Raw genomic sequence first — 14,011 nt, 5'->3', positions numbered from 1 at the left:
ATATTTTCGATATTTATGCTCATTCCGCTCGTTTCGTTCCTTCCGTTCCTCCCACGCTCTCCATACTCTCATAAACATCACCCTTTGACCCCTGAAATCGCAACCGACTCGATAATCTGCTTCTGGAAGATCAGGAAAATGATCAGAACAGGCAACAGAGCCACAATCGACGCCGCCATAATGAGCGGATAATCCGTTTGAATGGCATAGGTCGCGTTAAAGTTAGCAATAACGAGCTGTAACGTCTGTTTTTCAGGTGAATTCAGATAAATAATCGGTGCCAGATAATCGTTCCAGATGCCCATGAACCAGAGAATCAGCTGTGCAGCCACGGCAGGTTTGATCAGCGGAAACGTAATACTGGAATACAACCGGAAATAGGAGCTTCCGTCGATTTTCGCTGCCTCAATGATCGCATCCGGCACACTAAGCAGGTATTGCCGCAGGAAAAAGATCATAATGACATTCCCGAACAGCCCCGGAACAATGAGCGGTAGCAAGGTATCTACCCAGCCCAGCTTCGAGAACATCATAAATTGCGGAATCATGACCGTTGGATACGGAATCATCATCGAGGCCAGCAGAGCGAGAAACAGTTTATTTTTATGCGGAAATCTTAATTTGGCAAAAGCAAATGCAGCGAGACTCGATGTAAATGTGCCCACAACCGTCACACTAAGGGCTATAATGAGACTGTTTTTGATACCGCTGAGCAGCGGGCCTGCTTCCCAGATTTCTTTATATTTATCGAACCGAAATACTTCCGGAATCCAGACCGGCGGCAGCGCGAATACATCCTGCTTCTCCTTGAGCGAGGTGGACAACATCCAGAGCAAAGGCGCAATCATCGCAATCGCACCGATGGACAGAACGATAAATATAATAGAATTGGTTACTTTCCTTCTTTGACTATGTGACATCTTCCGTTCCACTCCTCTCCTCGCCCATCAATCCCCGTCGTAGGCTGATCTTTCGTTAAGTTTGAATTGTACAAGCGTAATCACAAAGATGAAGATACCCAGAATCATAGCCATCGCTGAAGCGTAACCCATCTGCAGGTTGCTAAAGGCCTTTTGCCAGATATAAAAGACGATTGAAGCCGATGCATACTCCGGTCCGCCTGTCGGCGTCATAATGTTCATCTCCGTAAAGATTTGCGAACCCCCGATGATATTCGTCACCACGAGGAAAAAGGTTACCGGTTTCACCATCGGCCAGGTGATATTGCGGAAAATCTGAAATCCGTTCGCACCGTCCAGCTCTGCAGCCTCGTAATAGGTACGGGATACACTTTGCAGTGCCGCCAGATATAACAGCATCGTATAACCGAGACCTTTCCAGACGGTCATAATAATCAGCGCGGGTTTCACCGTATCTTTGTTAGCCAGCCAGTTGGGTCCTTTAATACCAAACAGATCAAGGAACTGGTTCACCAGACCATAGTCTCCGTTGTACGCCCAGTTCCACATGATCGATACCGCCGCCAAGGAAGAAATGACCGGTATGTAATAGATCACACGAAAAGTCGTTGTACCTGGAATTTTACGATTGAGTCCCATGGCCAGTAATAGTGCCAGCAACAGGCCAATCGGAATACCGAGCATCAGGTAAAACGTATTAAACATAGCCTTGTAAAAAAGATCATCGGTCAACAAATCCTTAAAGTTGGCAAGCCCGATAAAGTTCATCTGCCCAAGTCCGTCCCAATCGGTGAACGAACCATAGAGAGAATAAAGGAACGGGAACAATACAAAGATCAGCAGCCCCAGAATGGGGGGCAAAATAAACAAGTATCCATACATCATCTCTTTGCGATACAAACTCGATTTCGTATTCACGTGTTCACCCCTGTTTCTAAGATCAGCATGTGGCATACATCGATTGGCCTTTTTGGATGATTACTTTTGCTCTGTTCCGGTCAATACATGCCACATGCTCGTATGGAATCTGGCGATAAAAGTTGAACAAAGCGTTTACATCGTTCACTCCGTTACAACATGTAAAAGAAAGTTCAATTACTATCTTCTAAAGAGCAAATGATGCCAGCAGCATCGGTTCAGGCTGCTGGCATCCTATCTTTCCTATCTATTTGTTCTGCGATTTTTTCTCCTGCTCCACCGCTTTGTCCAGCAGCTTCTGCATCTTCGGTTGTTGCTGCTTCACATAGTCTGCGGCGGTCATCTTGCCATCGAGTACCGGTTGAATGTCGGTGAAGAACATATCGTACCACTCCGCGTTGTACGTATAGTTGCCTGGCAACGCACGTCCGTAATCCTTCACGATATCAATAAATTCCTGTTTGTTTGCCGGTTTCGTCGAAGTGTCTTTCGCCCACTCGTCTGCCATATCCAGCAAGTTTGGAATCTGTACTTTCGCGTCTACCAGTTGTTTCATGCCTTCCTTAGAAGCCGTAAGGTAATTCACCAGCGCAGCGGCTTCTTCCGGATGTTTTGTTTTGGCTGATACACCGATCCCGAGGGAACCGATCCATGTAGCCGATTTGCCTGTTGATCCTGCCGGGAAAGGCAGTAGGTCATAATCGAATGGAAGCTTCTCAAATGTACTCATATCCCACGGTCCTACAGGGAAGAACGCCATCTCACCTTTCATCCAGCGCTGATATGTATCGAGCGTTTGTGCCTCTTCAATGGAAGGTGTGATCTTGTATTTGGTCTGCATGTCCGCAAAGAACTGTAGCGCTTCCGCAAATTTCGGATCATCAATCGTTACTTTGGTTTTGCTCTCGTCTAGCCAGTCGGCCCCGTTGCTCCATACAAAAGACTGCAGTGCCCACTGCACGTTAAAACCTGTGCCGAATACGTCCGGTTTACCATCCCCATTGGTATCTTTCGTTGCTTGCTGATTCACTTTGATGAACTCTTCCCACGTATACGGTTTGTCTTTGTCAGGGAGTGGGATACCTTCTTTTTCAAAAAGGGTCTTGTTATAACCCAGTGCAAACGGCCCGACATCCTTAGGCATACCATAAAGGTCACCTTGTCCTGCCATCTTGCCGTCATAACGATACAAGTCAACGCCATACTTCCAGATATTATCCAGATTGATATCTTTGTTTTTCTCAATATACGGTGTCAGGTTCATTAGCACCTTGCTGTTGACATAGGCCTTCATATCACCTGGAGCAAAATAAAATACGTCAGGCATACTGTTACCCGTGATCGCTGCACGGAGCTTGGTTGCGTATTGATCCGCAGCGGTTACGATAATTTTGACTTTGACGCCCGGATGCTCTTCTTCAAACTTTTTAACGACAGCCTGATAGGCTTTCTGCTCATCCGTGCCGCCGCGGAACATAAATGTCAGTTCTTTATCTCCGTTCGGACTTCCGCTTCCCCCTCCACAACCTGCAAGCATCAGTGCACTGACCAACATTAGCAGCATTAGTGTGACCCAACTCTTTCTCTTGACCATATGAACCCCTCCTGATCTGGACTTGTAAACGTATTCAATACCATGAATCGACATTTCTGTTGTTAAATTTATCAAATCCAGATCCATTTAGTCAACACTTTATTAAAACATTTTATATTTATCTAAAATAAAAACCTAATATTTTGGCCAACCATTCGTGTCCCATAACAAATCACTAATGAGCAGTTTCGGATTGCCATTATCCGTTGCATCATAGGCATGGCGTACAATTAGATTGCCGTTAACCACGTCCTGCCCGCCTGGGCCCTTCCATCTCACATTGCCTGTATCCAATATCGTGCCACCACCGTTCATCATGTTAACTCCGTTTTTGTCCACATAGGGGCCCGTAATGCTGGCCGAGCGGCCATAAACCATTTTGTAGGTACTGTTCACGCCTTTACAGCAAGAGTCAATCGAAGCAAACAAATAATAGTACCCGTTGCGGTACACGATACTTGGCGCTTCAATAGCTCCTCCATTGTTCGGACGTGCTGCAATCGAGGAGATGTTCCCCGTCGGTTTCATCGTGTTTTTGTCCAGCTTTACAATCTTCAGGCCGCTCCAGAACGATCCAAAGGCCAGCCATGGATTGCCTGAAGCATCGATGACCAGTTCCGGATCAATGGCGTTGTAATTATTCGATGTCGTGGATTGTAATACAAGCCCCTCATCCTTCCATTGCCCTGCGCCAACGCTATTTGCAGACGCCAAACCAATAGCAGACCTGTTGGAGCCAAAGGTCGAGATGGAATAATAGAGCCACACTTTGCCGTTATACCGCTGAACATCCGGTGCCCATACATCCAGGTCTTTTTGTGCAGGGACAGCCGAGTTCCACCAGGATGGTTCATTCAAAAAAATCTGTGGCACACGATACCATGACGTTCCGTTATCTGATTTCAATACCTGAATACCTGGCCCCGTGGAAAAGGTGTACCATGAATTGCCCTCTTGGATGAGGGTAGGATCATGAACGGCGATATCTCCCGACAGATTCCAAAACGCAGCTAAAGCCCGCGACTGTCCTGCAAGCACCAGTACCAGAACCAGCAATGCAGGTAAAGCCCAACGCCTTTTGGATGAATTCTTCGAGCTTCTCAAGCCACTAAAACGACCTGAATCTCTTAGATCCCCTGTGCCCGATGCCACCTTCACCCTTTTAGAATCCTTCCATATCTGCCACTTGGAACTCCTCCATGTCTTCCACTCCAGGCTCTTCAATTTCTTCCCCTCTAAACTCCTCAACTTTTTCCATGAACTGAACTTTTCCATACCGGAACGCCGCCTCTCCTGATTAAATGGTTGCTTTGGTTCATGAAGTATTAAATCAATTCAAGTATAATAGGATTATAAAAGCGGTTACATTACAATTCAATGGTATATTTCAAATATACATGAATTAATTCAATGTTTTATTTCGAGAGATCGGGATTGAAATCATAGGATTTTTTTAGATTTTTCAATGTATACGTAGGGTATACCTCCCTTTTCTCCGCTCTTTCTTTCCAGCATGTAATGATTTATAATTATCTGAAATAAAACAGTCAAATGTGCAAAAGTCTGCCAACATAGGCTTTGTTCAGAACGGGGAAAGGACATCCACCTATGATTTATATTAAAGATCTGATGTCAGGTGTGAATATTTTCAAAGCACTCAGTTCCGAAATTCGCATTCAGATTATAGAGCTTCTAGCCAAAAACCAAAGCCTTAATCTCAATGACCTCGCGACCAAGCTCGGACTTAGCAACGGTGCAATTACAATGCATATCAAAAAGCTGGAGGAAAGCGGATTAATCGAGATTAATACGGCTGTTGGCAAACACGGTATCCAGAAGATCTGTTATCTTAACGAGGAAAAATTAATGGTCGACCTCCGTTCACAGGAGATTCACAACCGATATGAGGTAGAAATTCAGGTTGGGCATTACAGCGACTATCAGGCCGCACCAACATGCGGGATTGCAACCAAAGACAGCATTATCGGGGAGTTCGATGACCCACGCTACTTTGCCGATCCGCTGCGCATTGATGCAGAGATGATCTGGCTGGCTGAAGGATATCTCGAATACCGTATTCCCAACTACCTCAAGCCCAACCAAACGTTTAGCGAGATTCAACTGTCCATGGAGCTGGGTTCAGAAGCCCCTGGATTCTGTGACAACTATCCATCGGATATTTACTTTTACATCAATGGCAAAAAGATCGGCCTCTGGACGAGTCCCGGGGATTTCGGCGATACCCGCGGCACGTTTAATCCGGACTGGTGGCCTCCACATCTGAATCAATACGGCATGCTGAAGCTGATTCGTATTACGAAGGAAGGCAGCTATATCGACGGATGTCGTATCTCTGACGTCACGCTGGATGATATCGCACTGGATTACAAAAGCGATATTCATTTCCGCATCGCGGTCACCGATGGCCCTGTTAACAAACGTGGCTTGACTATTTTCGGCAAAAGTTTTGGCAATTACGGTCAAGGCCTGCTCGCACGAGTGCTTTACAACGTGCAGGAGGATTAGCGTTGGGGAGATTTGACTTATCGCTGTTTAGGAAAAGTGATGACGGGTGGGGGTTCTTTTGAAACTGGAACGTTTAGTCTCGATCATTTACAAGTTACTCAATCACGAGGTGTTGTCCGCCTCTACCCTTGCCGAGGAATACCAAGTATCCCCGAGAACGATCTATCGGGATATTGATGTGATCTGTGCAGCAGGATTTCCGGTCGTTTCCCATCAGGGAATGAACGGTGGATATGGCATCATGGACGGTTATAAAATGGATAAGAGCCTGCTCGGTTCATATGATGTGAACTCGCTAATTACGGTGCTTACCAGTCTGTCTACTGTTTTTGATGATGCTCGTGCACAGGGCACGATCGAACGCCTGCAGACGATTGGTGAAGAGCATCACAGGCCCAGCTTAACCGTAGACCTCGATACTCGCCGGGCAGAACCTGATGCACTTCCCCATCTCCGAACAGGAATAATAAATTACCAGGTGGTTCAGTTTGATTATATTAACGCAAAAAACGAGCGCACTACGCGTGAGATGGAGCCCGTTCGACTACAGTTTAAATATCGTAGCTGGTATGTGTATGGGTTTTGTCGAAGCCGACAGGATTATCGGGAATTTCGGCTGTCCCGAATGATGAATGTACGTCTGACAAACATTCATTTTGATCCCCGCTCTGTTCAGTACCCGGAAATAGCACTGCCGAGCAGCATATCACAGGATGACATGACAGATGTTATTTTCCTGGTTAAACCCGAGACACTCGCAGAGGCTATCGATTATTTTCCGCAGGCACACAAGCAGTTTCATGAAGACGGAAGCATGACCATGAGTATTCAGGTTAATACCCCCCTCAAGGCGAGATGGTTGTATGCTTACTTGCTCAGTTTTGGCAGCGGTGCGGAAATACTGGAACCCATAGAACTGCGTGATGCCATTAAGCAGCAGCTTGGTGACGCACTTCGTCTTTATGATGAAAGTTAAGGTTCCATTTGAAGAATCGAGTTTGAAGCTGAAGGTGAGTTCAAAGGATCGGAGTTTTACTGTGTTTGAGGAAAGCAGTTTGCAAGTGATTCTAGATGGGATTTTTCAGCACGTATGCCAATAGGGAAGTATGACACGCTGTTGTCATACTTCTTTTTTTATACTCATTTTAGTAACAAGGGAGGTACTACGACCATCCCAATCATTCGCCAAAATAAAGGAGACGATTTTCCATGAATCATCCGGAACAAATGTATCAATATCATGTTTGGGCTTCTCATACCATTATGCAGCACATTCAAGAACTGCCCGCTCCTGTATTGCATCAGGAAGTGAACAGTTCTTTTCCTACCCTCGCCCATGCGCTCAGTCATCTGTATGCTGTGGATCGGATGTGGTATCTGGTATTAACCGGAACTAGTATGCCTGAAGCTTTGCAAATCTGTATGCCGCGCAACGGAGAAACCTACGCCACGATAGAAGAATATTCGGAACGTTACACTGAATTATCCCATGAGTACCTTGATTGGTTCCGTCAGCGGGCGGATTTGGAGCAGACCATTCTGCTAGATAATCCCTTTGCAGGCGTGCGTCAAACCAGCCTCGCAGAGATCGTCTTTCATCTGGTGAATCACGGAACCTATCACCGGGGCAATATGTCCACCATGCTTCGTCAATTGGGACACGCGTCGATTATGAACGACTACTCCCGCTTTTGGTATGAAAGTTCCAATGCAGCGGAGTAATTATCTAATGCTTAAAATCTAATACGCCTGATAAAAGGCCTCGAATACGAATACGAATACCATGCAGTATGAAAGTTCTTCGATATAATGCAACATGAAAGGTCTTGGATAAGATGCCATCTGTTCCACTTGAAAATATACTCACCTCTACTGCCAGAGAAGAGTTAAGGCAATGGTTACAAGAACATGGAACTACACAGACCTGCTGTTGGGTTCCTGTAAGTTTAAAGCCGCGCCCCGATACCCTTGTATATCTGGATGCTGTGGAAGAAGCGTTATGCTTTGGCTGGATTGATGGAGTCAAAAAGAAAGCTTCCGATGGTCGGCTGTTACAGCGATTATCTCCCCGAAGCCGCCGCAGCTCATGGACAGAGCTGAATAAAGAACGTGTTCGTCGTCTGGAAAAGCTCGGACTTATGCAGGATACGGGTAGAAAAGTTCTGCCCGGCATGAACCCGGAAGCATTTGTCATCGATGCCGAAATTGAGCAGAGGTTAACTGCGGACAGACACGTGTATAACCATTTCGCGGCCTTTCCTCCCCTCTATCAGCGTGTGCGCATCGACACGATTCAGAGCGTTAAGAAACAGTCCGATCTATTTCAAAGCCGACTCGACAAGTTCATCATGCATACGAGAGCAAATCAGCTGTATGGTCAGTGGCATGATGACGGAAGATTACTGCATGATTAAAACATGTGTATGGCCTGTTAGACTGTTGGTTGGCTAACGATCACAGGAGACGCTATTTAGCCATTTTTTGCCCATCTGAAATTCTAACGATCACCAGAAAGCTTATTCTCTGATTTTTAGCTATTTTCCAGGTGAATTTAGCCTAATTTGCTGAAATAGCGTCTCTGAGGATCGTTAGATTTTAAAACACTCTATTTTCACCGAAATAAGCTCTGTGGTGATCGTTAGCGCTTTAGGAGCCTTCAACTCTACTCTCCACGCACAAAAAAAGGCCAGCCAGTAATTACTGGCTAACCTGATCATACGAAAACCACCTGCCCGGCTGTTTCCCTAAATAGCCAGAAACTAGCTAGATCCCTTGACTGGTAACTGCCTAGCCCCCCTACATAGAGAGTCCGATCAATTAGATGGTTTTCTGGTGCTCTGCTCTTCTGAAGCTCTGGTGCCCAGATACTCTGGTTCTTTAGTTCTTTAGTTCTTTAGTTCTTTAGTTCTCTGGTTTTCAGATACTCTGATACTCTGATGCTCTTCAAGCCGGTATAGTCTCCCACTCTCAAGCAACAGGTAAGGTGATCCGCCTTATACACACTAATTTACTTACCGGAAGGCTGCGCTTCCGCCGTGTATCCTGTTGGAATTTCAGCTTCTGCCGTTACTTTCGTAATAACCATTGGATACATCTTGTCTGGATCAGGCTGCACGATTGAATATTTTACAATCGCGTGATTATCCTTTTCCAGTTTAACTTCATCAATCTTTAATCCGTACCCCGGATGCGGCATCTCGGCCGTCAAGGTAACTTTGCTTGTTTTGTCATCCACTTTACTGATCGTTACCGAAGGTACGATACCTTGCTGTCCTTCACCAGGATTCGTTGGAGCTGGCTCAGTTGAACCGCCGCCGTGCTGATCCACAAATTCAAGCGCATTGAAAATCATACTAGCTGCCTCCATACGAGTAAGCGACTGATCCGGGCGGAAGTTTCCGTCCTTGTCCAGTTCGATGATGTTCATGTTCAGCAAGTTCTGGACCGCAGATATGGCGTCCTTACTTAATTTTTTTTCATCCTTCACTTCATTATACTTCATGATTACCGGATAATTACCGGTCGTGTTAATTCCCTCATGCAGCAAAATAACAAATTGTTCACGCGTCATCTTGCCTTGCGGATTCACTTCTACCGGAACGGACAGCCCATTCTGAGTGGCTGCTTGCACAGCATCCGCATACCAGGTATTCGGACTAATTTTAGTCTGAGCGGAAGCTTCCGCATATGCATTTTTCAATCCAAACGCTTTGACAATCAACTGAATTCCCTGCGGCTCGGACAAAGCTACATCTGGTCGGAACAGATCTGCGGTTACTCCGTTCACAATCCCCTTCGATTTCAATGAATCAACAACCGTCTTCTGGCCTTCATCCTTAATGTCGGAAAATGCAAATGCCGAAGCACCTCCTGCTGTCAAAGAAACGCAAAGTGCAAGTGTTGCAGCCAATCCTTTTTTATGTTTCATTTCCTGGCACCTCCAATATAATTAGTAAAACCTGTTTTTCATCTCTTCATCCCTACAGACGGGACACCCTCCAAAAATGTTTCAGTTGATTTTCTATTTGGTGAATAATACTTCATCACAATGCATATGAATTGCCTTGTATACCTTACGTATCTCAGACTGAAATATCACCCGCAAAACTCCATGTAGACCTTGAACCACGTCCATTTTCCTTTTGTATATCTGTTCACATCTTGGAGTGTTCTTTTGCTGTATTCCTTTCCGAATTTGCTCGTATATCTTCTTATAAATATCTCGTCCAAGACGAGCAAGCTTCATTGACATCTGCTCCCATTAGCGCGAAAATATAAATAGAGCAATTCATCGGTTGACGGATAAATAACAAACAAGTTCGCATAAAGTAAGAGGGCATGACACGCTAAGATTGAGGTGTCTGCCCTTTTCTTGACTTCGTAACTAAAGGAGAACCCACACCTATGTCCCAAAAAGGTTTGCTTCGCGGTTATGTGTTGTGCAACTGGCCCATCTATCTCCTGGCTGTTCTTTTGATCATTGCGTCTAATGTCGGTCAGGCTTCCTTACCCCGTATTCTGGGTAGTTTTACAGATCAATTACTGCAAAACACACTCCAGATGCAAACGGTAATCCGTTACAGTCTTTCACTGCTTGCCGTTGCGATTGCATACAACCTGCTGTTTGGTACCGGCCAGTTCATGATTATGAAGCTGGGCAGGCGATTTGAATTTATGACGCGCGAACGCATATTCCGCAAGTTTTCCGAGCTTAGCGAGCACTATTTTTCCAAACAGGGTAACGGCAAGCTGCTCAGTTATTTTATGAACGATGTCACTTCCGTCCGCGAAGCCATATCCAACGGGGTCACCATGATGACCAATGCCATTTTTCTGTTACTGTCCTGTGTTGTCATGATGCTGCTTAGTGGCATTCCGCTGACACTGATCCTGATCAGTATTGTGCCATTGCTCGCCATTCCGTTTCTGGTTGTTTTCTTCGGTCCTCGGATTCGAAAGCGCTCCCGTGATGTGCAAGAGGCACTCGCTACGATGACAGAGTCTGCGGAAGAACAACTCGGAGGTATTCGCGTAATCAAAACATTTGCCATTGAAGATAGCGCTCGTACCCGTTTTGGCGCAACCGTCGACGATATCAAACGCAAGCAGCTGCGGCTGGTGCGGCTGTCTTCCCTTTTTCAAGCCACACTTCCTTTGCTCGGTGCACTTTCTCTCGTGGTTTCCCTGCTGGTTGGTGGCATTCTCACGATGCAAAACTCCATTACACTGGGCAGTTTTGTCGCCCTGACCTTGTATCTGCGGATCATCATGGGGCCACTTCAGCAGATTGGCAACGTCATTAATACGATGCAGCGCTCGGGAGCCTCTCTCGAAAGAGTGAATGATCTTCTTAGCGAAGAACCTGACGTACAGGAAATCCCTCAAGCGGAGACGCTGCACAACATGCAGGAGATTACGATCCAAAATTTGACGTTCCATTATCCAGGTAGCTCATCGCCCGCGCTAAAAAATATCCAACTCCAGATTCAAGCAGGGCGCACGGTTGGGATTGTCGGCAAAACAGGTTCAGGCAAAAGCACACTGGTCAAGCTGCTGCTGCGTACATATGAACCGCCAGAAGGCAGCATTCTCATCAATGGTACAGACATTCGGGAGCTGTCACTGGATAGTTTAAGATCCCGGATTGCTTATGTACCTCAGGACGGATTTCTATTCAGCACCACGATTCGGGACAACATTGCATTCAGCAACCGCGAGGCGCCTATGGACGACGTAGAAGACAGTGCCAAACAAGCAATGATCTATGAAAATATTGTGCGTTTCCCTGATCGTTTCGATACCCTGCTTGGAGAACGCGGACTTACGCTGTCTGGTGGACAGCGGCAGCGTACCAGTCTGGCACGCGGACTGATCAAACAGGCCCAATTGCTGATTCTGGATGATAGCATGAGTGCTGTGGATGCCGTTACTGAAACGGGGATTCTTCGCAGCTTGCGCAAAATCGGCAAAGACAAAACGACGTTGATCATCTCTCACCGCATCAGCGCAGTGCGTCATGCAGATGATATTCTGGTGCTAGATGAAGGAAAGATTGTTGAACGGGGAACACATGCGGAGTTGATGGCTGCCAAAGGGCTGTATGCGGCGACCTATCGTTTGCAGGAGGAGGGGTTACATCATGTCTGATGCGAATTCTAAACACAATAACCATAATTCTAACCGTAGCGATCATTCGGACAATAGCACCAATTCCGACAACGCAGCCATAAAATCGGATTCCTCCAGCAAAGAACATCACAGCAAACGCGCCTCGTTTAAAGCTATGATGGGGTATGCCAAACCACATCGCTGGGCATTTGCCGGTATATTCGTCTGCTCCCTGCTCGGCATATCAGCCGATCTGTTGCAGCCCTACCTGGTGAAGATCGCCATCGATGATCATCTGGCCGTGGGTCAAACCAGCACCTTGTTTCTCGTTCAGCTTGCAGCCGTTTTTCTGGGGCTGGCGGTGATCAGTTTTATTTTTACCTATATTCAAAATAATCTGTTACAACATGTCGGTCAGAGCATCGTCGCTCGTATTCGTAAGGATTTGTTCGGACATATCTCCAAAATGTCCATGTCCTTCTTCGACCGCTTCCATATCGGCAGTCTGGTGACCAATGTATCCAGCGACACGGAAACGATCAGCAGTTTCTTCACCCAGGTGCTGCTCAGTCTGATCCGGGATGGCATGATGCTGGTGCTCATTATCTTTTTTATGTTTCAGCTCGATCCCATGCTCGCCAGTTATTCGCTCATCGTGCTTCCGGTCATCGCTGTCGTGGCTGCCCTATTCCGCCGCAGACTACGTAGTGCCTATCAGAATGCACGCACGCGCCTTTCCCGTCTAATCGCGTTTACTGCGGAGAACTTGTCCGGCATGTTCCTGATTCAAGCATTCCACCAAGAGGAAGAGCAGAGGAAACGGTTCAAGGAACAGAACGCAAGGCATCTGGAGGCAAACATTACACAGGCCCGCTCCAATGTGATTTTTAACCGGACATTTGACATCCTAGGCAATGCGGCACTGGTCATGATGGTGTGGCTTGGCGGTCGCGCCGTGCTGGGCGAGTCTTTGCAAGTCGGGGTGCTGTATGCGTTTATCAGCTACATTCGTCAGTTTTTTCAACCGATCAACCAGATTACGATGCAATGGAACACGTTTCAGTCGACCACGGTTTCGATGGATCGGATCTGGAATATTTTGAACACACGACCTGAAGTGCATGATCCGGAATCTGACAAAGCGTCCTTGCCGGAGCCAAGGCAGGTTATGGGGCAGATTGATTTTAACGAGGTGTCCTTTGGTTACCGGGCGGATCAGCCGATCATTCAGGATATGAACCTGCACCTGTACCCTGGAGAGATGGTTGGCATTGTAGGTACAACCGGAGCTGGCAAAAGCACACTGATCTCCCTACTCAATCGGTTCTATGACGTCAACCAGGGCAGCATTCAGATCGACGGAACCGATATTCGCCACATTCCACAAGCTTCACTTCACCGCATTGTCGGTTTGATCCAACAGGAGCCGTTTCTATTCTCGGGTACGATTATCGATAACGTCAGGATGTTTAGGGAGGATATTACACGCGAGCAAGCGATGGAGGCATGCCGTTTTGTAGGAGCAGATGCAATGATTCAGCGTTTACCGCAAGGGTATGATACCCGTCTGTCCGAGCGCGGGAGCGGGTTGTCTGCCGGGGAACGACAGCTCATCTCGTTTGCACGAATCGTTGTATTTCAGCCCCGGATTCTCATTCTGGATGAAGCCACAGCTAATCTGGACTCACACACGGAGCAGCTTGTGCAACACGCACTGGAGTCTGTATCGCAAGGCAGAACAACGATTGTGATTGCACATCGTCTGTCCACGGTCATGCACGCCGATCGAATTCTGGTCATGGAACATGGTGCTATTGTCGAGGAAGGATCACATCAGGAGCTGGTTGCGGCTCAAGGGATTTATGCGGATCTGTACCAGCATGCGCGCGAATCCGGGCAGCAGTCGAGTAAGTTAGGGTGAATACCGTCAGAACACGTAAACATG

The 14,011-nt window shown here is 46.7% G+C and carries 11 protein-coding genes; 6 read left to right on the top strand and 5 right to left on the bottom strand.

Going from position 1 to position 14,011, the window contains the following annotated elements; translation table 11 throughout:
- Positions 1-77: 77 nt before the first annotated feature.
- From ACUTVW_RS01045 to ACUTVW_RS01030, 4 genes are all read right to left on the bottom strand, one after another.
- Positions 78-920: a carbohydrate ABC transporter permease gene (locus ACUTVW_RS01045; protein WP_434752590.1), complete on the bottom strand. Its 843-nt coding sequence runs from the start codon at positions 918-920 to the stop codon at positions 78-80.
- A 27-nt stretch (positions 921-947) separates the two neighbouring features.
- Entirely contained in the window at positions 948-1,838 is an 891-nt protein-coding gene (locus ACUTVW_RS01040; RefSeq protein ID WP_342554581.1) for a carbohydrate ABC transporter permease, read from the bottom strand.
- A 247-nt stretch (positions 1,839-2,085) separates the two neighbouring features.
- Positions 2,086-3,432 (bottom strand): ABC transporter substrate-binding protein, encoded by a 1,347-nt coding sequence (locus ACUTVW_RS01035; protein WP_445644076.1) that lies wholly within the window; start codon positions 3,430-3,432, stop codon positions 2,086-2,088.
- A 135-nt stretch (positions 3,433-3,567) separates the two neighbouring features.
- Positions 3,568-4,488, bottom strand: coding sequence for a glycoside hydrolase family 43 protein (locus ACUTVW_RS01030; protein ID WP_445644950.1), 921 nt, complete (start codon positions 4,486-4,488; stop codon positions 3,568-3,570).
- Between the two features lie 552 nt (positions 4,489-5,040).
- On the opposite strand from ACUTVW_RS01030, the gene ACUTVW_RS01025 reads away from it, so the two are divergent.
- From ACUTVW_RS01025 to ACUTVW_RS01010, 4 genes are all read left to right on the top strand, one after another.
- A complete protein-coding gene (locus ACUTVW_RS01025; protein WP_434752592.1) occupies positions 5,041-5,958 on the top strand; it encodes an ArsR/SmtB family transcription factor in 918 nt (305 codons plus the stop codon).
- Positions 5,959-6,016: 58 nt separating this feature from the next.
- Positions 6,017-6,934: a helix-turn-helix transcriptional regulator gene (locus tag ACUTVW_RS01020; RefSeq protein ID WP_445644075.1), complete on the top strand. Its 918-nt coding sequence runs from the start codon at positions 6,017-6,019 to the stop codon at positions 6,932-6,934.
- A 233-nt stretch (positions 6,935-7,167) separates the two neighbouring features.
- On the top strand, positions 7,168-7,680 hold the full coding sequence (locus ACUTVW_RS01015; protein WP_445644074.1) for a DinB family protein: 513 nt from the start codon (positions 7,168-7,170) through the stop codon (positions 7,678-7,680).
- A 113-nt stretch (positions 7,681-7,793) separates the two neighbouring features.
- On the top strand, positions 7,794-8,372 hold the full coding sequence (locus ACUTVW_RS01010; RefSeq protein ID WP_445644073.1) for a YdeI/OmpD-associated family protein: 579 nt from the start codon (positions 7,794-7,796) through the stop codon (positions 8,370-8,372).
- A gap of 593 nt (positions 8,373-8,965) precedes the next feature.
- On the opposite strand, the gene ACUTVW_RS01005 is transcribed toward ACUTVW_RS01010, so the two are convergent.
- A complete protein-coding gene (locus tag ACUTVW_RS01005) occupies positions 8,966-9,886 on the bottom strand; it encodes an S-layer homology domain-containing protein (RefSeq protein WP_445644072.1) in 921 nt (306 codons plus the stop codon).
- Between the two features lie 476 nt (positions 9,887-10,362).
- On the opposite strand from ACUTVW_RS01005, the gene ACUTVW_RS01000 reads away from it, so the two are divergent.
- The gene (locus ACUTVW_RS01000) at positions 10,363-12,105 is read left to right on the top strand and encodes an ABC transporter ATP-binding protein (protein ID WP_445644071.1); all 1,743 of its coding nucleotides are present in this window, start codon (positions 10,363-10,365) and stop codon (positions 12,103-12,105) included.
- 136 nt (positions 12,106-12,241) lie between these two features.
- Positions 12,242-13,987, top strand: coding sequence for an ABC transporter ATP-binding protein (locus ACUTVW_RS00995; RefSeq protein ID WP_445644949.1), 1,746 nt, complete (start codon positions 12,242-12,244; stop codon positions 13,985-13,987).
- Positions 13,988-14,011 lie beyond the last annotated feature (24 nt).

Source organism: Paenibacillus sp. TSA_86.1, from assembly GCF_052691815.1.
The sequence above is the reverse complement of the archived record's forward strand: the minus strand, read 5'-3'. Positions and strand labels throughout refer to the sequence as shown.

Bases quoted from the DNA above. Each gene is read 5' to 3' on its own strand.
- ACUTVW_RS01025 (WP_434752592.1), top strand. From the start codon at position 5,041: ATGATTTATATTAAAGATCTGATGTCAGGTGTGAATATTTTCAAAGCA.
- ACUTVW_RS01035 (WP_445644076.1), bottom strand. From the start codon at position 3,432: ATGGTCAAGAGAAAGAGTTGGGTCACACTAATGCTGCTAATGTTGGTC.
- ACUTVW_RS00995 (WP_445644949.1), top strand. From the start codon at position 12,242: ATGATGGGGTATGCCAAACCACATCGCTGGGCATTTGCCGGTATATTC.
- ACUTVW_RS01045 (WP_434752590.1), bottom strand. From the start codon at position 920: ATGTCACATAGTCAAAGAAGGAAAGTAACCAATTCTATTATATTTATC.
- ACUTVW_RS01010 (WP_445644073.1), top strand. From the start codon at position 7,794: ATGCCATCTGTTCCACTTGAAAATATACTCACCTCTACTGCCAGAGAA.
- ACUTVW_RS01000 (WP_445644071.1), top strand. From the start codon at position 10,363: ATGTCCCAAAAAGGTTTGCTTCGCGGTTATGTGTTGTGCAACTGGCCC.
- ACUTVW_RS01005 (WP_445644072.1), bottom strand. From the start codon at position 9,886: ATGAAACATAAAAAAGGATTGGCTGCAACACTTGCACTTTGCGTTTCT.
- ACUTVW_RS01015 (WP_445644074.1), top strand. From the start codon at position 7,168: ATGAATCATCCGGAACAAATGTATCAATATCATGTTTGGGCTTCTCAT.